This is a genomic window from Pseudomonas abietaniphila (assembly GCF_039697315.1).
Lineage (GTDB): Bacteria > Pseudomonadota > Gammaproteobacteria > Pseudomonadales > Pseudomonadaceae > Aquipseudomonas > Aquipseudomonas abietaniphila_B.
Genome location: NZ_CP155619.1, coordinates 3,741,556 through 3,764,183, shown reverse-complemented (window position 1 = coordinate 3,764,183; position 22,628 = coordinate 3,741,556). Strand labels below are relative to the sequence as shown.

General features: G+C 59.1%; 15 protein-coding genes, 2 tRNA genes and 2 pseudogenes. 3 read left to right on the top strand and 16 right to left on the bottom strand.

The window, feature by feature from the left end:
- Positions 1–2: 2 nt before the first annotated feature.
- Positions 3–3,296, bottom strand: coding sequence for a DUF2126 domain-containing protein (locus ABDX87_RS16640; protein ID WP_346828867.1), 3,294 nt, complete (start codon positions 3,294–3,296; stop codon positions 3–5).
- Positions 3,297–3,466: 170 nt separating this feature from the next.
- A complete protein-coding gene (locus ABDX87_RS16635; RefSeq protein ID WP_346828866.1) occupies positions 3,467–3,943 on the bottom strand; it encodes a hypothetical protein in 477 nt (158 codons plus the stop codon).
- 309 nt (positions 3,944–4,252) lie between these two features.
- On the opposite strand from ABDX87_RS16635, the gene ABDX87_RS16630 reads away from it, so the two are divergent.
- Positions 4,253–4,741 carry an Hcp family type VI secretion system effector gene (locus tag ABDX87_RS16630; RefSeq protein WP_346828865.1) on the top strand — a complete coding sequence of 163 codons (489 nt, stop codon included), beginning with the start codon at positions 4,253–4,255 and terminating at the stop codon, positions 4,739–4,741.
- 48 nt (positions 4,742–4,789) lie between these two features.
- Here ABDX87_RS16630 and ABDX87_RS16625 read toward each other — a convergent pair whose 3' ends face one another.
- The 8 genes from ABDX87_RS16625 to rnr form a co-directional block, all read right to left on the bottom strand.
- A complete protein-coding gene (locus tag ABDX87_RS16625) occupies positions 4,790–7,093 on the bottom strand; it encodes a YgiQ family radical SAM protein (protein WP_346828864.1) in 2,304 nt (767 codons plus the stop codon).
- Positions 7,094–7,472: 379 nt separating this feature from the next.
- Entirely contained in the window at positions 7,473–8,870 is a 1,398-nt protein-coding gene (gene dnaB, locus ABDX87_RS16620; RefSeq protein WP_346828863.1) for a replicative DNA helicase, read from the bottom strand.
- Between the two features lie 149 nt (positions 8,871–9,019).
- Complete coding sequence (gene rplI, locus ABDX87_RS16615; protein ID WP_062379016.1) at positions 9,020–9,466, bottom strand: 50S ribosomal protein L9; 447 nt, start codon at positions 9,464–9,466, stop codon at positions 9,020–9,022.
- A 20-nt stretch (positions 9,467–9,486) separates the two neighbouring features.
- Complete coding sequence (locus ABDX87_RS16610) at positions 9,487–10,383, bottom strand: hypothetical protein (protein WP_346828862.1); 897 nt, start codon at positions 10,381–10,383, stop codon at positions 9,487–9,489.
- 42 nt (positions 10,384–10,425) lie between these two features.
- Positions 10,426–10,656, bottom strand: coding sequence for a 30S ribosomal protein S18 (rpsR, locus tag ABDX87_RS16605; protein ID WP_037015707.1), 231 nt, complete (start codon positions 10,654–10,656; stop codon positions 10,426–10,428).
- A 28-nt stretch (positions 10,657–10,684) separates the two neighbouring features.
- Positions 10,685–11,107 (bottom strand): 30S ribosomal protein S6, encoded by a 423-nt coding sequence (gene rpsF / locus ABDX87_RS16600; RefSeq protein WP_062379020.1) that lies wholly within the window; start codon positions 11,105–11,107, stop codon positions 10,685–10,687.
- Positions 11,108–11,421: 314 nt separating this feature from the next.
- Positions 11,422–12,180: a 23S rRNA (guanosine(2251)-2'-O)-methyltransferase RlmB gene (rlmB, locus tag ABDX87_RS16595; RefSeq protein ID WP_346828861.1), complete on the bottom strand. Its 759-nt coding sequence runs from the start codon at positions 12,178–12,180 to the stop codon at positions 11,422–11,424.
- A complete protein-coding gene (gene rnr / locus ABDX87_RS16590; RefSeq protein ID WP_346828860.1) occupies positions 12,177–14,804 on the bottom strand; it encodes a ribonuclease R in 2,628 nt (875 codons plus the stop codon). The genes rlmB and rnr overlap by 4 nt, the downstream gene beginning before the upstream one ends.
- 226 nt (positions 14,805–15,030) lie before the next feature.
- Here rnr and ABDX87_RS16585 point away from each other — a divergent pair.
- Positions 15,031–15,117: transfer RNA gene (locus ABDX87_RS16585), tRNA-Leu, on the top strand.
- A 209-nt stretch (positions 15,118–15,326) separates the two neighbouring features.
- Positions 15,327–15,413, top strand: a tRNA-Leu gene (locus tag ABDX87_RS16580).
- Positions 15,414–15,599: 186 nt separating this feature from the next.
- On the opposite strand, the pseudogene ABDX87_RS29245 reads toward ABDX87_RS16580, so the two are convergent.
- From ABDX87_RS29245 to hflK, 6 genes and pseudogenes are all read right to left on the bottom strand, one after another.
- Positions 15,600–16,115, bottom strand: a pseudogene (locus ABDX87_RS29245) (methyl-accepting chemotaxis protein); the annotation flags it as partial.
- Between the two features lie 390 nt (positions 16,116–16,505).
- Positions 16,506–16,718 (bottom strand): annotated as a pseudogene (locus tag ABDX87_RS29240) (methyl-accepting chemotaxis protein); the annotation flags it as partial.
- Positions 16,719–17,684: 966 nt separating this feature from the next.
- Positions 17,685–18,977, bottom strand: a complete 1,293-nt coding sequence (locus ABDX87_RS16570) for an adenylosuccinate synthase (protein WP_346828858.1) — start codon at positions 18,975–18,977, stop codon at positions 17,685–17,687.
- Between the two features lie 54 nt (positions 18,978–19,031).
- Positions 19,032–20,219, bottom strand: coding sequence for an ATP phosphoribosyltransferase regulatory subunit (locus ABDX87_RS16565; RefSeq protein WP_346828857.1), 1,188 nt, complete (start codon positions 20,217–20,219; stop codon positions 19,032–19,034).
- 299 nt (positions 20,220–20,518) lie between these two features.
- Complete coding sequence (gene hflC / locus ABDX87_RS16560) at positions 20,519–21,388, bottom strand: protease modulator HflC (RefSeq protein WP_346828856.1); 870 nt, start codon at positions 21,386–21,388, stop codon at positions 20,519–20,521.
- Complete coding sequence (gene hflK, locus ABDX87_RS16555) at positions 21,388–22,566, bottom strand: FtsH protease activity modulator HflK (RefSeq protein ID WP_346828855.1); 1,179 nt, start codon at positions 22,564–22,566, stop codon at positions 21,388–21,390. Before hflK ends, hflC begins: the two co-directional genes overlap by 1 nt.
- Positions 22,567–22,628: the final 62 nt, after the last annotated feature.

Sequence of the window (22,628 nt, the reverse complement as noted above, 5' to 3'; positions counted from 1 at the left end):
CCTTACCGATGCAGACGCATGTCCAGCGTCATCGGCATTTCATCGTTGATGGTCAATGCGGGAACGGCCAGTTTGCCCGGGCTGTGGCCGAGGCGGAAAAACCGCGACAGGCGCCGGCTTTCGGCTTCGTTGGCGTTCACCGGCAGGGTTTCATAGTTGCGACCACCAGGATGCGCGACATGATACTCGCAGCCACCCAATGAGCGCTGCATCCAGGTATCAAGGATGTCGAACACCAGCGGCGCGTGAACCGGTATGGTCGGTTGCAACGCGTTGAACGGCTGCCAGGCGCGATAACGAACGCCTGCGACGAACTCGCCAATGCGCCCCGTCGGTTGCAGCGGCACGGGGATGCCGTTGCACGTCAGCATGTAGCGTTGAGGCGGCAACCCGGTGACCTTGAGCTGCAGACGCTCCAGCGACGAATCCACGTAGCGGACCGCGCCACCCGCGGCACCTTCTTCACCCAGCACATGCCAAGGCTCCAGCGCCTGACGCAGTTCCAGCTCGATGCCGCTGACCGCGTAATCGCCGACCTTCGGAAAGCGAAACTCCAGATGCGCCGCGAACCACTCGGCACGCACCGGATAACCCGCAGCGTTGAGCTCGACGATGACGTCGGCGAAATCCTGCTCGATGAAGTGCGGGAGCATGAAACGGTCATGCAGTTCGGTGCCCCAACGGGCGAGTTTTGGCGGTGCATACGGCTCCCGCCAGAATCGCGCGACCAACGCACGGAGCAATAACTGCTGTGCCAGGCTCATGCGGGCATGAGGCGGCATTTCAAACGCGCGCAACTCCAGCAGACCCAGCCGACCGGTCGCGCCATCGGGTGAGTACAGCTTGTCGATGCAAAACTCGGCGCGGTGGGTATTGCCCGTGACGTCGATCAGCAGGTTACGCAGCAAACGGTCCACCAGCCACGGCGCGCACGCCTCACCGGGTGCAGGCATTTGCGAGAAGGCGATTTCCAGCTCGTACAGGGAGTCGTTGCGGGCTTCGTCGACCCGTGGCGCTTGCGAGGTCGGACCGATGAACAGCCCGGAAAAAAGGTATGACAGCGAGGGATGGTTGTGCCAGTAACTGAGCAGACTGCGTAGCAGATCGGGCCGACGCAGGAACGGAGAGTCGCCCGGCGTGGCGCCGCCGAGCACGAAGTGGTTGCCACCTCCGGTCCCTGTATGGCGTCCATCGATCATGAATTTTTCAGTGGTCAACCGGGTCAGCCGCGCCTGCTCGTAGAGAAACTCGGTGCGTTCGACCAGCTCGTCCCAGCTGGAGGACGGCTGCACGTTGACTTCGATCACACCTGGGTCCGGCGTGATGCGGAAGTTGGCCAGACGGGGATCGCTTGGCGGCTCGTAGCCCTCCAACAAGACCGGACAGTGCAGTTCTTCAGCGGTCGACTCGATCGCGGCCACCAGTTCAAGGTAAGCCTCCAGCGACTGCAACGGTGGCATGAACAGGTACAACCTGCCGCCGCGCACTTCGGCACCCAGCGCGGTGCGCGTCAGCCAATCGGCCGATTCGTCGATGGCAGGCGCTCGCTCAGCACCCGCATTTTCCTGTTCGGTCAAACCGTCCAGCTTGGCCTGAACCTCATCACGATCCGGCAGATCGGGGAAATTCTGGTTGTGGTCGGTCGGGTGGATGTACGGATATTCGGCAGCTTTGACCCACGGCTGCGAGGCCAGCGGCAATCGATAACCGAGCGGGGAATCACCTGGCACCAGGCGGCAGTGCTCGTCACGCAGGTACCAGCGCCCGCTCTGCCAACGATCATCGGCCGCAGTACGCGCCAATGGCAGAACATGGCCGATGACCGTGTCCAACCCTTGTGAGAAGACTTTGCTCAGGCGCGCCCGCTCAAGCTCGTCACCCAGGCGCGAGTCTTCGGCCGTAACGTTCTTGGGCAGCGCACCTTCGCGCCACAAGTAATAGAAATTGTCTTCGTAGGCGGGAAACACGTAGCGCGCCGGCAGTTTCAGTCGCTCGGCGACACTGCGCAGGAAACGACCCGCTGTTTCGCTGTCGGTGCCGTAATCTTCGTTTTCATCAGCGATCAGCGCATTGTTGCGCCATACCGGTTCGCCATCGCGACGCCAGAAGCAGTTGAGCGACCAGCGCGGCAACTGCTCGCCCGGGTACCACTTGCCCTGACCGAAATGCACGATGCCATGTGGCGCGTAATGCGAACGCATGCGCTGGAACAGCTCGGCGGAGAGCTTGCGCTTCTTCGGCCCCAACGCGGCCGTGTTCCACTCATCGCCGTCACGATCATCGATGGACACGAACGTCGGCTCGCCACCCATGGTCAGGCGCACATCATGGGCAATCAGGTCGGTGTCAATCTGTCGGCCCAAGGCCTGAATCTCAAGCCACTGTGCTTCGGTATACGGTTTAGTGACGCGTGGCGCCTCCCAGATCCGTTCCACCGACATTTCGTGGCTGAACTCTGTTTCGCACGGCTCGACCAGGCCACTGATCGGCGCTGCAGACGACGGCTCCGGGCTGCACGCCAACGGAATGTGCCCTTCACCGGCAAACAGCCCGGACGTGGCGTCCAGACCCACCCAACCCGCGCCCGGCAGATACACCTCGCACCACGCGTGAAGGTCAGTGAAGTCAACGTCCGTACCGGACGGGCCGTCCAGGGCTTGGACGTCGGCCTTGAGCTGAATCAGGTAGCCGGACACGAATCGCGCCGCCAAGCCCAGATGACGCAGCAGCTGCACCAGCAGCCAGGCCGAGTCGCGGCAGGAACCCGAAGCGTTCTCAAGGGTGAATTCCGGCGTCTGGATACCCGGTTCCATGCGGATCAGGTAACCGATGTCGTTGGCCAGACGCTGGTTGAGGTTCACCAAAAAGTCGATGGCCGGGATCGGCGTGCGGTCAATGCTGTCCAGATACGCCTGAAACCTGGGCGTCAACGGCAGCTTCTCCAGATAAGGCAGCAGCTCGTGGTGTTCTTCCTTCGCGTACGTGAAAGGAATCTTCTCGGCGTACGGCTCGAGGAAAAAGTCGAACGGGTTGAACACCGCCATTTCGGCGACCAGATCGACTTCGATACGCAGCTCATCGGTCTTTTCCGGAAACACCAACCGCGCCAGGTAATTACCCTGCGGGTCCTGTTGCCAGTTGATGAAGTGATTCTCAGGCAGGACCTTCAGCGAATAAGACAACACACGCGTACGGCTGTGAGCCGCCGGACGCAAGCGCACAATCTGCGGACCCAGTTCTACCGCGCGTTCATAGCGATAATGAGTGACGTGGTGCAAGGCAATGTGAATCGACACGGCGTGCCTCCTGCGAGCCTGGACGGTAGCGGAACCGCGCAAGACTTATGCCATCCAGGCAAGTCAGGCGCCTTCGGCGTTGAGGGTGCTCGCTCAGCTAAGCACAGCACCAAAATTGCGCCAGCTTCGGCGGATGGTGCAAGGGTCGCACGGAAATGAGGCGGGTGGGGTTATTTGCACTGTTCGGCATTCAATCGGCGTAGACGGGCTCTGCGAATCCCCAGAAAACGATTCCTCTTGTAGCGAGTAAGAAGCAGGATTTTTCTCATTTCTCGATGACGATCTGAATTGAGAACTGACAAACCGATCAGTGGGACGAGCACCCCAAGAAAATAGATAACCTTGTTCGGACGATGTTCGATCATTGGCAACACCAGAGACAGACACGCAAAAAACAGCGCGACGACGCCCCACACCCATTTCGGCCTTCCCCAAACCAACAAGAAGTGGCACATACACATCAGCACCGTTGCGCCCACCATCACTGCAAAACCATATATCACGCTGTTTTCGAATGTGGCGTCATTGTGGAACGTTTCAAAATACAACACTGACGTGATGGCAAATGAACAGATCGCTGCAAGTATTCCTCCGATAAAAACAGGGAAATAACGCCTCATAAATATTAAAGACTCAAAAGGCCTCATGGCTCCATGACCTCCTCATATAGGGCGACTGCAATGGTGCGAATATTCCCCGACAACGCACTCCCGCCAATCGCCAGACTTCGCGCCACTGAGAAACCATCCCGCAGTGATATCCCGACCATTCCGTTCTCCCTTCGTTTTGGCTGAGAGAGGGCGAGGTTAGGCGGCCAATGACCCTCACGCTGTAGGAAGACTTTCTTTGTTTCGTATGAACAGTCTTAATCTGTCGCTAACGTATTGCGATCGACCTCCCGGTGAGAAAAGGTGCGCGACGACAACTCGTCGACGACTATTTTTCAGGGAGTGTTCATGGCTATCGATATGTTTTTGAAGTTGGGCGACGTCAAGGGTGAGTCGATGGACAGCGTCCACAAGGATGAAATCGACATTCAAACGATGCAGTGGGGTATGGCGCAGTCTGGCTCGATGCATCAAGGCGGCGGCGGTGGTGCAGGCAAGGTGAGCATGCAGAACTTGAGTTTGAGGAAGTCTTTGGACAAGGCTTCGCCTAATTTGATGATGGCCTGCTCGAGCGGAAAACATTATCCAGAAGCCACTCTGACAGTGCGCAAGGCCGGGGGTAGCGCCCCTGTCGAATACATGATCATCACCCTCAAGGAAGTGATGGTGGCCTCCTACCAAACGGATGCGGGAAACAGTGACGAAACACTCAAAGAGGACATCACCCTCAATTTTGGCAAGGTCGAAGTCGCCTATCAGCCACAAAAGGCCGATGGCAGCAAGGACGGCGGGCCGGTCAAGTTCGGCTGGAACATCCGCGAAAACGTGAAGATGTAAAAACAAAAACGCCAGCTCGAAAGCTGGCGTTTTGTTGTGTCGTGGCGCTTAGCGCGGGAACACTGGCTGACGCGAAGGTTTCTTGCCGCCTTTGCCGCCCTTGGCCGCATCGGCGCGTTCCTTCGCGGCCTGTTTGTTGCGGGCCGCTGCGGCGGCCTTGGCCTCTTCACGTTTGTCCCACGGCTTGCTGCCGTCGGTCGCGCGGGGTGGCAAGCCGGTGTGCTGGGTCAGGATCTTCGTGGTCTTGGCCACCTTGTGACTGCCCGCCGGCGTCGAGTTCTTGCGACGTGCGCTCTGGTAGCTGTCTGTTTCCGGCTGATGCAGCGGAATCAGCTGGTTTTTACCCGGACCGATCAGATCGGAACGGCCCATGCGCTCCAAGGCTTCACGCAGCATCGGCCAGCCCTTCGGATCGTGATAGCGCAGGAACGCCTTGTGCAGACGGCGCTGCTCTTCGCTCTTGACGATGGTGACCGAGTCGCTCTTGTACGTGACCTTGCGCAGCGGGTTCTTGCCGGAGTGATACATGGCAGTCGCGCTGGCCATCGGAGACGGATAGAACGCCTGCACCTGATCCGCCCGGAAACCGTTGCCCTTGAGCCACAGCGCCAGGTTCATCATGTCTTCATCGGTGGTGCCGGGGTGGGCTGCGATGAAGTAAGGGATCAGGTACTGCTCTTTGCCGGCCTCTTTCGAGTACTTCTCGAACATGCGCTTGAACTTGTCATAGCTGCCAATGCCCGGCTTCATCATTTGATTGAGCGGACCTTCCTCGGTGTGTTCCGGGGCGATCTTCAGGTAACCACCAACGTGGTGCGTCACCAGCTCTTTCACGTACTCAGGCGACTCGACCGCGAGGTCGTAACGCAGGCCGGAGGCGATCAGGATTTTCTTCACACCCGGCAGTTCGCGTGCGCTACGGTACAACTGAATCAGCGCCGAGTGATCGGTGTTCAGGTTCGGGCAAATACCCGGGAATACGCAGGACGGCTTACGGCACGCGGATTCGATTTCCGGGCTCTTGCAGGCGATGCGATACATGTTCGCGGTCGGCCCGCCGAGGTCGGAAATCACGCCGGTGAAGCCTGGGACCTTGTCACGAATCTCTTCGATTTCACGGATGATCGAATCGTGCGAACGGTTCTGGATGATCCGGCCTTCGTGCTCGGTGATCGAGCAGAAGGTGCAGCCGCCGAAGCAGCCCCGCATGATGTTCACCGAGAAACGAATCATGTCGTAGGCCGGAATCTTCTCCTTGCCATACACCGGATGCGGGACACGCGCGTACGGCATGCCGAACACGTAGTCCATTTCTTCAGTGGTCATCGGAATGGGCGGCGGATTGAACCAGACATCGACTTCGCCATGCTTCTGAACCAGCGCACGAGCGTTGCCCGGGTTGGTTTCCAGGTGCAGCACGCGGTTGGCGTGGGCATACAGCACGGGGTCGTTGCGCACCTTTTCCATGGACGGCAGGCGGATCACGGTCTTGTCCCGAGTCATGCGCGGGCTCGCCAGGATCTGCACGACCTTGGGTTCGTTCGGGTCTTCGACCGGGCCTTTTTCCTGCTCGATAGCGCAGGCTTCAGTGTCCTGAGTGTTGACGTACGGGTTGATGATCTTGTCGACCTTGCCCGGACGATCGATACGCGTGGAATCGACTTCGTACCAACCCTCCGGCGTGTCACGACGAATGAACGCCGTGCCACGCACATCGGTGATGCTTTCGATCGTCTCGCCACAGGACAAGCGGTTGGCCACTTCGACGATCGCGCGCTCGGCGTTGCCGTACAGCAGGATATCGGCGCTGGCGTCGATCAGAATCGAATTACGAACCTTGTCCTGCCAGTAGTCGTAGTGCGCGATACGGCGCAGCGACGCTTCGATGCCACCCAGAACGATCGGCACGTGCTTGTAGGCTTCCTTGCAGCGCTGGCTGTAGACCAGGCTCGCACGATCCGGACGCTTGCCCGCCATGCCGCCTGGCGTATACGCATCGTCGGAGCGGATTTTCTTGTCCGCGGTGTAGCGGTTGATCATCGAGTCCATGTTGCCCGCCGCGACGCCGAAGAACAGATTCGGCTCACCGAGCTTCATGAAGTCGTCTTTGGATCGCCAGTCTGGCTGGGCAATGATCCCGACGCGGAAGCCTTGCGACTCCAGCAGCCGGCCAATGATCGCCATACCGAAAGACGGGTGATCGACGTACGCATCTCCGGTCACGATGATGATGTCGCAGGAATCCCAGCCAAGCTGATCCATTTCTTCCCGGCTCATCGGCAGGAAAGGCGCTGGCCCGAAACATTCGGCCCAGTACTTCGGATAGTCAAATAACGGCTTGGCTGCTTGCATGTCAGGACCTACGTGTTTGCACGTTGGAAAAATCGCGGGCGCGGAATATAGCACAAATTTTGATCAATTCCGACTACGGGAGTGGGTTTTGTCGGGAAGGTTTTTTTGAGTATTCCGAGAAGTTGAGTTTGATGCCGGGCCCCATATGGGAGATTGTGACTTTGATGCCCTTCGGGCCTATTCGCGAGCAAGCTCGCTCCCACATCTGTTTAAACGTGCTATGACCTGATGGACCGAGTCGGCAGCCTTTGAGCCAGCTGCACGATCGAGTTGAACACACAAAGCGGACAACGGGGCCTGTCAGACCGCGGCACGTTTAAGAAAATGTGGGGGCAAGCTTGCTCGCGAATGGACCGAGGGGCATCAAAGTCGCGGTCTGTTACTCATCATCATCAAAGTTGTAACTGCCCGGCGCGAGGTTCTCGAAGCGGGTGTATTTACCGATGAACGCCAGACGAATAAAGCCGATCGGGCCGTTACGCTGCTTACCGATAATGATTTCAGCGATGCCCTTGTGCTCGGTCTCGGGGTGATACACCTCGTCCCGGTACACGAACATGATGACGTCGGCGTCCTGCTCGATCGCTCCGGATTCCCGCAAGTCGGAGTTGACCGGGCGTTTGTTGGGCCGTTGTTCCAGGGAACGGTTGAGCTGCGACAACGCGACCACAGGGCAGTTGAATTCCTTGGCCAGCGCTTTCAGGGATCGGGAAATCTCGGAAATTTCGTTGGTCCGGTTGTCACCGCTTGAGCCAGGAATCTGCATCAACTGCAGGTAGTCGATCATGATCAGGCCGATCTCGCCGTGCTCACGCACCAGACGACGGGTCCGCGCGCGCATTTCAGAAGGGCTGATGCCGGCCGTGTCATCAATGAACAGCTTGCGGTCGTTGAGCAGGTTGACCGCCGAGGTCAGGCGCGGCCAGTCATCATCGTCCAGCTGACCAGAACGGACCTTGGTCTGGTCGATACGACCGAGCGAAGACAGCATACGCATGATCAGCGATTCGCCTGGCATCTCCAGCGAGAACACCAACACCGCCTTCTCGCTGCGCAGTACCGCGTTCTCGACCAGGTTCATCGCGAAGGTGGTCTTACCCATCGACGGACGACCCGCGACGATGATCAAGTCGGATGGCTGCAGACCGCTGGTCTTTTCGTCCAGGTCGGTATAACCGGTGGAAAGACCGGTGATCCCCTCGCCGAGATTGAAGAGCGTGTCGATGCGGTCGATGGCCTTGGTCAACAGATCGTTGACGCCCACCGGCCCACCGGTCTTCGGGCGCGCTTCCGCAATCTGGAAGATCTGCCGTTCAGCTTCGTCGAGGATCTCTTCGGCGGTTCGTCCTTCCGGATTGAACGCGCTGTCGGCAATTTCGTTACTGATGCCGATCAGCTGCCGCAGGGTCGCGCGCTGGCGCACGATCTGGGCGTAGGCCTTGATGTTGGCCACCGACGGGATGTTTTTCGCCAACTCCGACAGATAGCCCAGGCCGCCCACTTGAGAGGTCTGACCCTCCTTGTCCAGTTGCTCGGACAGGGTCACGACGTCGATGGGCAGGTTCTGATCGGCCAGTTTGGCAATGGCGCGGAAGATCAGTCGGTGGTCATGACGATAGAAATCACCGTCCGAAACCTGATCCAGCACACGCTCCCAGGCGTTGTTGTCCAGCATCAAACCACCGAGTACGGCCTGCTCGGCCTCGATGGAATGCGGCGGCACCTTCAGGGCGGCGGTTTGCAGGTCGTATTGCTCGGGAGCGGAAATATCGTTCATGGCCACACGGAATAAGGGGTTTGAAACAGGATACTCAGAAATGACAAAGGGCACGACCTGATAAACAGGAACGCGCCCCTCGGTGACCGACTGACGAACACGTCGTCAACCGGTCGGATTCCAGCGCCGAAGCGCCGGAATCAAGCAGCTTAAGCAGCCACCACAACTACGCGAACGGTAGCTTCAACATCGCTGTGCAGGTGCACGGCAACGTCGTATTCGCCAACGTTACGGATGGTGCCGTTCGGCAGACGAACTTCAGCTTTGGCCACTTCAACGCCAGAGGCGGTCAGTGCGTCAGCGATGTCGTGAGTACCGATCGAACCAAACAGCTTGCCTTCGTCACCAGCGGTGGCAGTGATAGTCACTTCCAGCTCAGCCAGTTGAGCAGCGCGAGTTTCAGCAGAAGCTTTCTTCTCGGCAGCGGCTTTTTCCAGCTCAGCGCGACGCTCTTCAAACGCAGCCAGGTTGGCAGCGGTTGCAGCGGTGGCTTTGCCGAAAGGCAGCAGGTAGTTACGGCCGTAACCAGCCTTAACGTTTACTTTATCGCCCAGGTTGCCCAGGTTGGCGATTTTTTCCAGCAGGATGAGTTCCATTTGGTAATAACCTCTTAACTTTAACCTTCACCGTTCGCAGAACCGTTATCGGCATCCTTCGACGCCAGACGGCCGCGAAAATCAATCAGGCTGTCGACAATGGCAAACACCACCAGCAACGGATAAATCAGCTGCATGAACAGCAACAACGTGACGTACAACCCCACCAGCCAGAACCGTGTCAGGCGCTTTGCAGCCACCAGACCGTGAATCAGGGCCAGCCCCGCGAACATGAGCGGCACGCTGCACAACGGTGTCAACATCGCCAGTTGCGGACCGAAATTCGGGGCAACCAACATGCACACCAGCAGCACCAGCATCGGTGCCCGCGGGAGCTTCAAGCTGCGAAATTCGCGCCCGAAACCACCCGGGTTATACAACAGCGCCTGCCAGTACCGCCCAAGAATCAGGCAGACCACGCTGACGATCTGCAACACCGCTGCAATCAGGCCATTGAGGACCGGTGTAATCAATGCTCCCAGACGCGCTCGCTCTTCTACCGACATCTGTTGGTAGACATCACCGAAGACGTGTGGAAGGAGTTTCTGCAACTCCCCCGCCATGGCTTCGATGGGCTCGCGGAAAACCGCCCCCAGAATCACCGAGTACAACAATCCAGCCGCTACGCTGACCAGCAGCACGCGGACCCAGGACTCGCTGGCGCGCAACAAGGCCGCCAACCCCCATGACCCCAGCAACACCATCAGGGTGCGAGGATCACCGAAATACCACCAGACCAAAGCCGGTAGCAGAGCCCAGGCGAGTACGCTCGAAGCGTCGCTCAACCCGCGTCGCAGGAGCACAAGGCAACCTGCGGCAGCACTCAACCAGAACAACAGCGGCAACGCCGCACATCCCACCACTACGAGAGTGGCCTGCACGCGGCCGCGCATGATGAATTCAGCGATGGCGCGCATGCGATCTATCCCTTACTGCGTTTTTGTCGACTAAACCTGGTCTCAGCGGCCGTGGCTGTCGGTGTAGGCCAGCAGGGCCAGGAAGCGGGCGCGCTTGATAGCGGTAGCCAGCTGACGCTGATAACGAGCTTTGGTACCGGTAATACGGCTAGGAACGATCTTGCCGGTTTCGGATACGTAGGCTTTCAGGGTGTTGAGATCCTTGTAATCGATCTCCTTCACATTTTCAGCTGTGAAGCGGCAGAATTTACGACGACGGAAGAAACGTGCCATGTAATAGGCTCCTCAAAAGGTCCGTGGATTACTCGTCAGCGTTATCGCTGTTGTCGCTGTCATCACTGTCAACGCCTTCAGCGTCGGAGTGCTCAGGACGGTCGCGACGCTCACGGCGCTCACTGCGGTTCTCTTCAGCCTTGAGCATTTCGGACTGGCCGGTAACGGCTTCGTCGCGACGGATGACAAGGTTACGGATCACGGCATCGTTGTAACGGAAGTTGTCTTCCAGCTCGGCCAGAGCCTTGCCAGTGCACTCAACGTTCAGCATCACGTAGTGAGCCTTGTGAACATTGTTGATTGCGTAGGCCAGTTGACGACGGCCCCAATCTTCCAGACGGTGGATCTTGCCGCCGTCTTCTTCGATCAGCTTGGTGTAACGCTCAACCATGCCGCCGACTTGCTCGCTCTGGTCCGGGTGAACCAGAAAGATGATTTCGTAATGACGCATGAATGCTCCTTACGGGTTGTAGCCTGCCGCCAAAGCGGTCAGACAAGGAGTGAATAACACTGGTTTATCTTGCACAGGGACAGGCACATGCGCGCCTGCCATGACAGCAAGGGGCGCAATTGTAGAGAAGGGCCAGAGACGGCGCAAGGAAATTGGTGATTATTTGAGCAGCGGAGTTGTAAAACGCAATCCGGAATGAATACGGACCTGTGGGAGCGAATTCATTCGCGAGACAGTTGCCCAGACGACACAAGCTTCATCGACTGAAATACCGCATCGCGAATGAATTCGCTCCCACAGAGACTGAGTCAGGCCTACTTTTTGGCGGCTGCTTTCACACTGCGCTGCCGCATGGCTTCGAACAGGCACACGCCGGTAGCGACCGAAACGTTGAGACTGCTGACACTGCCCGCCATCGGCAGGCGGACCAGGTAATCGCAATGCTCACGGGTCAGGCGACGCATGCCCTTGCCTTCCGCGCCCATGATCATGATGGTCGGGCCGGTCAAATCCTGCTGATACAGCTCTTGCTCGGCCTCGCCAGCGGTGCCGACCACCCACAGACCACGCTGCTGGAGTTTTTCCAGCGTGCGCGCAAGGTTGGTCACCGCCACCAGCGGGATCACTTCGGCAGCGCCACACGCCACCTTCCGAACGGTGGGGGTCAACGTGGCGGATTTGTCCTTGGGCACAATCACGGCGAGCGCACCGGCAGCATCGGCGGTACGCAGGCAAGCGCCGAGGTTGTGTGGATCGGTCACGCCGTCGAGCACAAGAATCAAGGGCGCGCCTTCGGTACGGTCGAGCAACTCGTCGAGCATCGCTTCGCCCCAGACCTGGCTCGGACTGACATCCGCCACCACGCCCTGATGCACGCCCTCAACCCAAGCGTCCATTTCACGACGCTCGGCCTGACCGACCGATACGCGATTCTGTGCAGCCAGATCGATCAGCACCTGAACGCGCGGATCGCTACGCCCTTCCGCCAACCAGATCTGCTTGACCCGCTTCGGGTGATGCCGCAACAGCGCTTCTACGGCGTGAACACCGTAGATTTTTTCCAACGAACTCATGACTTCGCCTTAGGTTTACGCACCCCGCCGCTCTTCGCAGCTGGAGCCGAGCCCGACTTCGACGGGCCCTTGCGGTGCTTACTCGGTTTGCCGGAATTGCCTTCAGGCGCAGCGTCACTGCGGGACGACTTTCCCGACGTCGCCTTACTACCGCCCTTCGCTTCCGCCAACAAGGCTTTCTTCATCTCGCGGCTTTTGCGAACTTCGGCGTTTTTGGCGGCCGCGTCGCTTGGGCGATACGCCTCGACGACAGGCTCTTTGGACGCACTACGACGGCTTGGTCGTGCGGCCGACGCTTTCTCTTTGTCTTTCTCTTTTTCCACCGGAGCAGGCTCGGCGGCCTTGCGCTTGCGACCGATCGGCGCGCTGGTGGTTTTTTCAGACATCTCGAAGTCGATCTTGCGCTCGTCCAGATCGACGCGCATGACCCGCACTTCCACGGTGTCGCCCAGACGGAAACTGCGCCCGGTGCGCTCGCCCGCCAGACGGTGATGGACCGGATCGAAATGGTAGTAATCGCCCGGCAGAGCGGTGACGTGAACCAGACCTTCGACGTAAATATCGGTCAGCTCGACGAACAGGCCGAAACCGGTCACGGCGGTAATCACGCCAGGGAACGACTCACCCACGCGGTCCTTCATGAACTCGCACTTGAGCCAGTTCGTGACGTCGCGGGTTGCCTCGTCGGCACGGCGCTCGCTCATGGAGCACTGCTCGCCCAGCTGCTCGAGCACGGCTTCGTCGTACGGATAGATACGCGCCTTCGGAATCGACGCAGCGCCGGCACGGCGGACATGCGGCGTGTCCTGCTTGGAGCGGATTACGCTGCGAATGGCGCGATGGGTCAGCAAGTCCGGGTAACGGCGAATCGGCGAGGTGAAATGCGTATACGCCTCGTAGTTCAGACCGAAGTGACCGTTATTGTCGGAGCTGTAAACCGCCTGACTGAGCGAACGCAGCATGACGGTCTGGATCAGGTGGTAATCCGGACGGTCCTTGATGGTTTCCAGCAGCGCCTGATAGTCCTTCGGCGTCGGACCGTCTTTGCCCTTGTGCAGGGAAAGTCCCAACTCGCCCAGGAACGCGCGCAGTTTTTCCAGACGCTCCGGCGGCGGACCATCGTGAACACGGTACAGCGCTGGAATCTCGTGCTTCTTGAGGAATTCGGCGGTGGCCACGTTGGCAGCCAGCATGCACTCTTCGATCAATTTGTGAGCATCGTTGCGCGTCGTCGGGCGGATTTCCGCAATCTTGCGCTCCGAGCCGAAGATGATCCGGGTTTCCTGGGTTTCGAAATCGATCGCGCCGCGCACGTGACGGGCGCCCAGCAACACCTTGTACAGCGCGTACAGCTGCTTGAGGTGCGGGACCACTTCGCCGTATTCACCGCGAAGCTGTTTCGCTTCTGCGGATTTCGGATGCTCCAGAATCGAGCTGACCTTGTTGTAGGTCAAACGGGCATGGGAATGAATGACGGCTTCGTAGAACACGTAGTCGGTCATCTCGCCGGTTTTGGAGATGGTCATCTCGCACACCATCGCCAAACGGTCGACCAGCGGGTTCAACGAGCACAGGCCGTTGGACAACTGCTCAGGCAGCATCGGCACGACGCGCTCAGGGAAATACACCGAGTTGCCACGCACTTGAGACTCGGCGTCCAGCGCCGAACCGATCTTCACATAGCTGGAGACGTCGGCAATCGCCACGTAAAGCTTCCAGCCACCGGAGAACAAGCGCAGCTTCCCGGGCTTGGCTTCGCAAAACACCGCGTCGTCGAAGTCGCGCGCGTCTTCACCGTCGATTGTCACGAACGGCAGGTGGCGCAGATCGACACGATGTTCCTTGTCTTTCTCTTCCACTTCCGGCTTGAGCTTGGCAGCTTCCTTAAGCACCGCCTCAGGCCAGACGTGAGGAATATCGTAAGTGCGCAGCGCGACATCGATTTCCATGCCCGGCGCCATGTAGTTGCCTACGACCTCGACCACGTCACCTTGAGGCTGGAAGCGCGGCGTCGGCCAGTGGGTGATTTTCACCTCGACGAACTGGCCGACCTTGGCGCTGGCGTTGCGACCCGGCGTGACCAGCACTTCCTGCTGGATTTTCGGATTGTCCGGCACAACGAAGCCGATGCCACTTTCTTCGAAATAGCGTCCGACGACCGTTTCATGGGCGCGAGAAACGACTTCGACGATGACGCCTTCACGACGACCGCGACGGTCCAGACCGGAAACACGCGCCAGTGCGCGGTCGCCATCGAACACCAGACGCATCTGCGCGGGACTCATGAACAAGTCGTCTGAGCCGTCGTCCGGCACCAGGAAGCCAAAACCGTCGCGATGGCCGCTGATGCGCCCAAGGATCAGGTCGAGCTTGTCCACTGGCGCATACGTGCCTCGGCGGGTGTAGATCAGCTGTGCATCACGCTCCATCGCGCGCAAGCGGCGGCGAAGGGCTTCGATCTGATCTTCAGTCGTCAGACCGAACTCTTCCACCAGCTCCTCACGGGCAGCAGGCGAGCCACGGTCGGAGAGGTGCGCCAGAATCAGCTCACGGCTAGGGATGGGATTTTCGTATTTTTCCGCTTCACGAGCGGCCTCGGGATCGAGGGACTGCCAATCGGCCATTGGAATGAGTTCACCTTATCTGTATGCAATTAGTTTGGCATATACCAGATTGAAACGCTAAGACAGCGTTTGCTGTCGCTTTTCGCTATTTCAAAAAAAATTTCTCAACGGGGGTTTACAGCCTCGAATCTCATCCGTAAGATGCGCCCCACAACGACGGCACTGCCACGTTGTAGTTGAAATCAAACGGCTTTTTGAAAAATTAGTCGATTGAAATCAACGAATTGCCCAGATGGTGAAATTGGTAGACACGCCAGCTTCAGGTGCTGGTGACCTTACGGTCGTGGAAGTTCGAGTCTTCTTCTGGGCACCAATTTAACGAAACCGAGCCAAGTGCTCGGTTTTGTGCTTTCTGGGGTTTGAAAATCAACCGCCCCACAAAACAGATCTGAGCGTAGATCACTTCCTCCTCCCTATCGAACTCCCGCTGCGTCTGCATCCCGCTGAAGATTTCTCATCGCCCTCACAAAATCGCAAATTTGTGTTGCATTGAAATGAAAAATCTAATTAAATCAGCGCCATGCCCAGGTGGTGAAATTGGTAGACACGCCAGCTTCAGGTGCTGGTGACCTTACGGTCGTGGAAGTTCGAGTCTTCTCCTGGGCACCAAACAAAACGAAACCGAGCCAAGTGCTCGGTTTTGTGCTTTTCGGGGATTGGAATTCTCAGAGCCAAGGCACGCATTGCCCGCAGGCGTGCTTGCTCGCGATAGCCCTACATCAGCGAGCGCAGCACTGGCTGATGTATCGTGATCGCGATCAAGCTCACGCCTGCAAAGGGTCGGTCAAAACCGCATCAAGCCCGGAACTGCCCCAGACTCGCCTTCAACTGCGCCGCAAGCCTATCCAGCGTCTTCCCGCTTGCCGTCGTTTCAACGACCGCCTGCGCAGCCTTCTCGGCTTGTGCATGGATATTCTCCACGCGCCCTCTCACGGCCTGAGCACCCTTGGCCTGATGCTCAGCTGCGCGGGTCGCCAATCCAATGGCTGCGTGAACCTGCTCAACCGACACCTGCACGGTTTGCTGAAGACGCGCGCTGTCACGCAAGACCGCGAGCCCTTCCTTGGCCTGACGCCCCGCCAGGCCGATGGTCGCGACGGCCTCCTTGGCGCCGGACTGCAACTTGGCAATGTGCTCCTGAATATCCCCTGTGGAACTTTGCGTCTTGCTGGCGAGCGCCCGCACCTCATCGGCGACCACCGCAAAACCACGCCCCGTCTCGCCCGCACGCGCAGCCTCAATGGCTGCGTTAAGCGCCAAGAGGTTGGTCTGCTCGGCAATGCCGTGGATCACCTCCAACACCACTTCAATCTGCTGGCTCTGCTGCGCCAGGCGCTCAATGACCTGTGAGCCGGCTTCAACCTGCCCGGCCAACGCCTCGATCAAGCCACCGACTTGATTGGAGGTGCGGGTGTTTTCATCCGTCGCCTGACGAATATCCACCACCTGCTGCAGCGCTGCCTGCATGGCCTGACTCTCGGCCTGCGCTTCGTCAGCCATTTGCGCCAACGCCTGGAGACTGGCTGCCACCTCATCGCGCTGCAGTTCCGCGGCTGCGTCAGCACCGGCGTTGCGTTTACTCATGGCACCGATCTCGACACCGGTCTGCTGCGCAACGTCACCCGCCTCACGGACGATCGGTTGAAGCTTGTCCACGAATCGGTTCACCGCCGCCGCCATATCGCCGATTTCGTCGTTACTGTTAAGTTTGACGCGCTTGGTCAAGTCTCCCTCGCCCGCCGCCAGATCATCCAGCGCGCGATTGAGCAACTGCAGCCGCAGGACCACGCGACGACCCAGCACCACGGCCAGCGCGAGCAATACGCCCAGACCGACCAACGCCAGGCCCACGCCGATTCTCCAACGCAGCGTGGCTGCAGCATCCTGGACGGTCGTACTGGTATTGGTAGCCATCGCCGATGCCGCCGTCTGCGCCGTCGTCAGACGGGACCGCAGGGCACTGGAACTCTCAGCGGCGGCGCCCCCCAGACTCTCTGAGACAAGCTGCTCGCCACTGCCAATCAGCGCAGTGAAACGCTTGTCCAGCGCCGCCAGGTTTTCTTCGACGGTAGCGGTCGATACGCCCATGCGCACCTTGCCGATCTCCACACCGTTGGGGCTGATCGATGCTTCGACGTAGTAGACCGAAGGGTCCTTCTGCGCGGCATTGAGCACCTTATCCATGGCCCGCTCACCCTCACCCTTGGCCAGCAGTGATTTGATCGATTCGTTCTCACGATTCAGGTAGCGGGTCAGATGCTCGCCCTGCGCATCGTCATAAACCACGAACAGTACATTGGGATTGCGCTGCGCACGCCGCGCGAATTCGGACAGCGTCGGGGTATCACCATCCCACATGGCGCGCGGGGCAACCGCCGCGAGCAGCTCAGCCATATCGGTAGCCGAGTCTTTGAGATCTTTTTCCAGCGTGGCGCGCAGTTGCTTCTGCTCATCCTTCAGACGGGCGGACAATCCGCTGCTAAGACGTTGACGGGTGTTTTGAGAAAGGCTGTCGAGACTCGACGTTACGTCACGGCTCGCCTGCTCCAATTCCCCCGACAAGTGTTGCGAATCTACCCCAAGTCGTGCGGCGAGGTCGGCCTCCAGCGCAGTTACAGTGCTCCGGGTAAGGGCGACCGCCACCAAGACCTGCACCAAAAGGGCAATACCAAGCGCAATGAATACGGGGCGCAGCAAGCGACTGCGAAGAAGCGAAAGGACAGCTGACACAGGAGATTCCCCCACAACAAACGCCATTAAAGTGATGGCATCTTTTCTGGCGGTATTTACAGCAAGTGTTGTGCCGATATTGCGAGGACGATCACGCAGGCAAAACAAAGGGCCGCCTGAGCGACCCTTTGTTTTTATTTCAATGACTTATCAAGCGAACGGGTGACGCAGAACGATGGTCTCGTTGCGATCAGGGCCCGTCGAAATAATGTCGATCGGCGCACCGACCAGCTCTTCCAGACGGGCGATGTAAGCGCGCGCGTTGGCTGGCAGCTCTTCCAGGGTCTTGGCGCCGAGTGTCGATTCCGACCAGCCAGGCATTTGCTCGTACACGGGCTCCAGGCCGATGTAGCTGTCAGCATCGGTCGGCGCGTCGATGACTGCGCCATCTGCGTTCTTGTAGCCCACACAGATGTTGATGGTTTCGAGACCGTCGAGCACGTCCAGCTTGGTCAGGCAAATGCCCGAGATGCTGTTGACGTCGATGGCACGGCGCAAGATGACAGCGTCGAACCAGCCGCAACGACGGGCACGGCCGGTAGTCGCGCCGAACTCATGACCGCGCTTGGCCAGGAATGCACCCACGTCGTCAAACAGCTCGGTCGGGAACGGGCCGGAACCCACGCGCGTGGTGTACGCCTTGGTGATGCCCAGGATGTAGTCCAGGAACATCGGGCCGACACCCGAACCGGTGGCGATGCCGCCAGCGGTGGTGTTGGAGCTGGTGACGTACGGGTAAGTACCGTGGTCGATGTCGAGCAGCGAACCCTGTGCGCCTTCGAACATGATGTCTTTGCCAGCACGACGCATTTCGTGCAGTGCAGCGGTGACGTCGAGCATCATCGGCTTGAGCAGCTCAGCGTATTCCATGCACTCGTCGAGTGTTTTCTGGAAGTCGATTGCCGGCTCTTTGTAGTAATTGACCAGAACGAAGTTGTGGTAATCCAGCAACTCGCCCAGCTTGGCGGCGAAGCGCTCACGGTGGAACAGATCACCGATGCGCAGGCCACGACGCGCAACCTTGTCTTCGTAAGCCGGGCCGATGCCACGACCGGTCGTACCGATCTTGTGCTCGCCACGGGCTTTTTCACGCGCTTGGTCCAGCGCAACGTGGTAGGACAGGATCAGCGGGCAGGACGGGCTGATGCGCAGACGCTCGCGCACCGGAATACCCTTCTCTTCCAGCTTGGTGATTTCACGCATGAGTGCGTCAGGCGCCACGACCACGCCGTTGCCGATCAGGCACTGAACGCCTTCGCGCAGCACGCCGGACGGAATCAGGTGCAGAACGGTTTTCTCGCCATCGATCACCAGGGTGTGACCGGCGTTGTGACCGCCTTGATAGCGAACTACCGCGGTAGCATGTTCGGTCAGCAGATCAACGATCTTGCCTTTGCCCTCATCACCCCATTGGGTGCCCAGGACTACGACATTCTTACCCATAACACTTGTCCTCATTCACGCAAACTGGGTGCCGGCTGCAGCCGACTGGAAAACTCAAGAGGCCAGCGGCAGTACCTGCCAAAGCTCGCCGTGCTGAATCAATTGCCGATCGCAGTCGGCTTCTTTCGCCGCCGAGACCGACTGGCCTGGCAACGCCTGAACCACGCGTTCACCTTCGCCGCGCAGCTGGCAGACTTTCTGCCAGAGTGCCGCATCGGTGCTGTCAGGCATCCAGATACCGCCAGACGGTAGCTCGATCTGCGCCCGCCCCAGCGTGACCAGGGTTTTCAAATCGGTGGAGAAGCCCGTTGCCGGACGCGCGCGACCGAAGTCGGCACCGATGTCATCGTAACGACCACCTTGGGCGATCGACTGGCCGACACCCGGCACGAACACCGCGAACACCACACCGGTATGGTAGTGATAGCCGCGCAGCTCACCGAGGTCGAAGTACAACGGTAGATCAGGGAAACGCGCCGACAGCCGCTCGGCGATTTCCAGCAAGTCATCCAGCGCGTCAATGACCGGTGCTGGCGCCTTGACCAGACGATCACGGGCAGCGGTCAATACCTCACGGCCGCCGCACAGATTGACCAGCGCACGCAGCATGGCTGCCAGGTCCGCCGGCAGGTTTTCGGTCAAGGCAACGACCTCGTCGATGGCCTTGCGCTGCAATGCATCAAACAGCTGTTGCTCGACTTCACCGGACAAACCGGCCGCACGGGCCAGGCCACGGTAGATACCGACATGCCCCAGATCCATGTGCACGTCAGGCACATCTGCCAGTTTCAGCATAGCCAGCATCAGGCTGATGACTTCGACATCGCTGCTTGGACTGGCATCGCCGTACAACTCGGCCCCTAGCTGGATCGGACTGCGCGAGGAAGACAGCGCACGCGGCTGAGCGTGCAGGACGCTGCCGGCGTAGCACAAGCGGCTCGGGCCTTCACGGCGCAAGGTATGCGCATCGATGCGGGCGACCTGCGGCGTGATGTCCGCGCGGAAACCCATCTGCCGACCCGACTGCGGATCGACCACCTTGAAGGTGCGCAGATCCAGATCCTGGCCAGCGCCTGTGAGCAGTGATTCCAGGTATTCGATGTGTGGGGTGACGACGAACTCATAGCCCCAGCTCTGAAACAGATCCAACACCTGACGACGCGCCACTTCTATGCGCGCAGCTTCCGGCGGCAGTACTTCTTCGATGCCATCCGGCAGCAGCCAGCGGTCAACCGTTGCCATTACGCCTTTCCCCTATGATCCGGGCGGCCAACCCTTGGGCAAGCCTTGAGTGAAGCAGACAGCGTTGAGCCCGACGAACGTGTCCAGGGACCGATGATCCCGGAACGAGACGCGCCGCAGCTTTGCCAACACTGTCCTCGAAAAAACTGCCGCGCACGAAACACGCCACGGCCAATCAATCGTGTAGACGCAAAAAAGCCGGGAATTTCCCGGCTGCCGTATCATACACACGTTTTCGCGTGCGATCACCCCGCCGGACAGTTTTGCCGCCCGGCGGAGCTCTCAATTGCGGTTGACGATCACGGTTTGGCTTTATTCAGATAGCGGAAGAATTCGCTGCCCGGGTCAAGCACCATCACGTCACTTTTGTTGGCAAAGCTTTCACGGTAGGCGCGCAGGCTGCGATAGAACGCATAGAACTCCTGGTCCTGACCGTAGGCCTTGGAATAGATCGCGGCGGCTTGTGCATCACCGTCACCACGCGCTTCCTCGGACTCGCGATACGCCTCAGCCAGCAGCACGCGGCGTTGACGATCAGCATCGGCACGAATGCCTTCTGCCAGCTCGTTACCCTTGGCGCGATGCTCGCGAGCCTCACGCTCACGCTCGGTGCTCATCCGCTCGAACACGCTGCGGTTCACTTCCTTCGGCAGGTCGATCGCCTTGACGCGAACGTCGATGACTTCGATGCCCAGCTCTTTCTCGGCCATCTTGTTCAGCGAGGCGGTGATGTCGGCCATCAGCGCATCACGCTCGCCCGACACGGCTTCGTGCAGGGTGCGTTTGCCGAACTGGTCACGCAGACCCGACTCAAGACGACGCGAGAGACGCTCGTCGGCGATCTGCTTCAAACCCGATGTCGCGGTGTAGAAACGCTCAGCGTCCTTCACGCGCCATTTGGCATAGGCATCGACCATGACGGCTTTCTTTTCCAGCGTCAGGAAACGCTGAGTCGGCGCATCGAGCGTCAACAGGCGGCCGTCGAACTTACGGACCTGGTTTACGTACGGAACCTTGACGTGCAGACCCGGCGGAACATCAGCCTGAACCACGCGACCGAATTGCAGCAGCACGGCGCGCTCGGTCTGAGCGACGATGTAGAAGCTGTTCCACGCCACAACGGCCAATACGACACAGACAATCAGGGCAACCAGAGATTTATTGCTCATCAGCGAGTCTCCCTAGTGCGCGTGTCACGTTGCTGTTGCATGTCCGCGGCCCGAGAGCCCGGATCGACGACGGTGGTCGCAGCACCGCTCGCCGACGATGCCGAACCGTTACGACTGCTTTCGATCATTTTGTCCAACGGCAGGTAGAGCAGGTTGTTCTGACCTTTGTCACCGGTCACGAGCACCTTGCTGGTGTTGCTGAAGACTTCTTGCATGGTGTCCAGATACAGACGCTCGCGAGTAACCTCTGGCGCCTTGCGGTACTCGGCGACCAGTTTGGTAAAGCGATCCGCCTCACCCTTGGCACGAGATACCACTTCGTCACGGTAACCGTTGGCATCTTCGACGATGCGCTGGGCCTGACCACGGGCTTCCGGAATCACACCGTTAGCGTAGGTTTCGGCCTGGTTGCGCGAACGCTGCTCGTCTTCACGGGCACGGATCACGTCATCGAAAGCTTCCTGAACTTCACGCGGCGCAGCTGCGCTTTGTACGTTCACCTGGGTCACAGTGATACCGGTGCGATAGGTGTCGAGGAAACGCTGCAAGCGCTCCTTGATCTCGCTTGCCATCAATTCACGACCTTCGGTCAGCACCTGGTCCATGGCGGTCGAACCGACCACATGACGCAGTGCGCTTTCGGTTGCGTGTTGCAGGCTGACTTCAGGCTGATCGACGTTCAGCACGAAATCCTGCAGGTTGGTGATCTTGTACTGCACGGTCAACGGCACCTCGACGATGTTTTCGTCTTCGGTGAGCATCTGGCCCTGCTTGCTGTAGGCACGCTCGCGCGTCACGTTTTCGAGGTACTTGCGATCGAATGGCGGGAAATAAATGTTCAGACCCGATCCAACGGTTTCGTAATACTTGCCGAAACGCAGCACAACGGCTTGTTCTTGCTCGTCGACCACATAGATCGCGTTGTAGAGCCAGATGGCGAGCAGCACGACCAGACCGATGCCGAGCAGGCCAAAACCGCCGCCCTTGCCCGATCCGCCGCCACTGCCGCCGCCATCACCACTGCGTTTCTTACCACCACCGAACAACCCATTCAGGCTTTCCTGCAGCTTTCGGAAGGCCTCGTCGAGATCTGGTGGCCCCTTGCGGTCGCCGCCCTTGCGCTTACCACCCCAAGGATCCTGATTATTCGAGTTGCCACCCGGCTCATTCCAAGCCATAGCGCTCTCCATCTGATAAAGCAAAGACGCGCCCGCGGCGCGCCGACCAATGCTACAGAATG

What these genes read in the sequence shown, in the direction of transcription:
- ABDX87_RS16635 (WP_346828866.1), bottom strand. Translation starts at nt 3,943, where the DNA reads ATGAGGCCTTTTGAGTCTTTAATATTTATGAGGCGTTATTTCCCTGTT.
- ABDX87_RS16630 (WP_346828865.1), top strand. Translation starts at nt 4,253, where the DNA reads ATGGCTATCGATATGTTTTTGAAGTTGGGCGACGTCAAGGGTGAGTCG.
- ABDX87_RS16625 (WP_346828864.1), bottom strand. Translation starts at nt 7,093, where the DNA reads ATGCAAGCAGCCAAGCCGTTATTTGACTATCCGAAGTACTGGGCCGAA.
- dnaB (WP_346828863.1), bottom strand. Translation starts at nt 8,870, where the DNA reads ATGAACGATATTTCCGCTCCCGAGCAATACGACCTGCAAACCGCCGCC.
- rplI (WP_062379016.1), bottom strand. Translation starts at nt 9,466, where the DNA reads ATGGAACTCATCCTGCTGGAAAAAATCGCCAACCTGGGCAACCTGGGC.
- ABDX87_RS16610 (WP_346828862.1), bottom strand. Translation starts at nt 10,383, where the DNA reads ATGCGCGCCATCGCTGAATTCATCATGCGCGGCCGCGTGCAGGCCACT.
- rpsR (WP_037015707.1), bottom strand. Translation starts at nt 10,656, where the DNA reads ATGGCACGTTTCTTCCGTCGTCGTAAATTCTGCCGCTTCACAGCTGAA.
- rpsF (WP_062379020.1), bottom strand. Translation starts at nt 11,107, where the DNA reads ATGCGTCATTACGAAATCATCTTTCTGGTTCACCCGGACCAGAGCGAG.
- rlmB (WP_346828861.1), bottom strand. Translation starts at nt 12,180, where the DNA reads ATGAGTTCGTTGGAAAAAATCTACGGTGTTCACGCCGTAGAAGCGCTG.
- rnr (WP_346828860.1), bottom strand. Translation starts at nt 14,804, where the DNA reads ATGGCCGATTGGCAGTCCCTCGATCCCGAGGCCGCTCGTGAAGCGGAA.
- ABDX87_RS16570 (WP_346828858.1), bottom strand. Translation starts at nt 18,977, where the DNA reads ATGGGTAAGAATGTCGTAGTCCTGGGCACCCAATGGGGTGATGAGGGC.
- ABDX87_RS16565 (WP_346828857.1), bottom strand. Translation starts at nt 20,219, where the DNA reads ATGGCAACGGTTGACCGCTGGCTGCTGCCGGATGGCATCGAAGAAGTA.
- hflC (WP_346828856.1), bottom strand. Translation starts at nt 21,388, where the DNA reads ATGAGCAATAAATCTCTGGTTGCCCTGATTGTCTGTGTCGTATTGGCC.
- hflK (WP_346828855.1), bottom strand. Translation starts at nt 22,566, where the DNA reads ATGGCTTGGAATGAGCCGGGTGGCAACTCGAATAATCAGGATCCTTGG.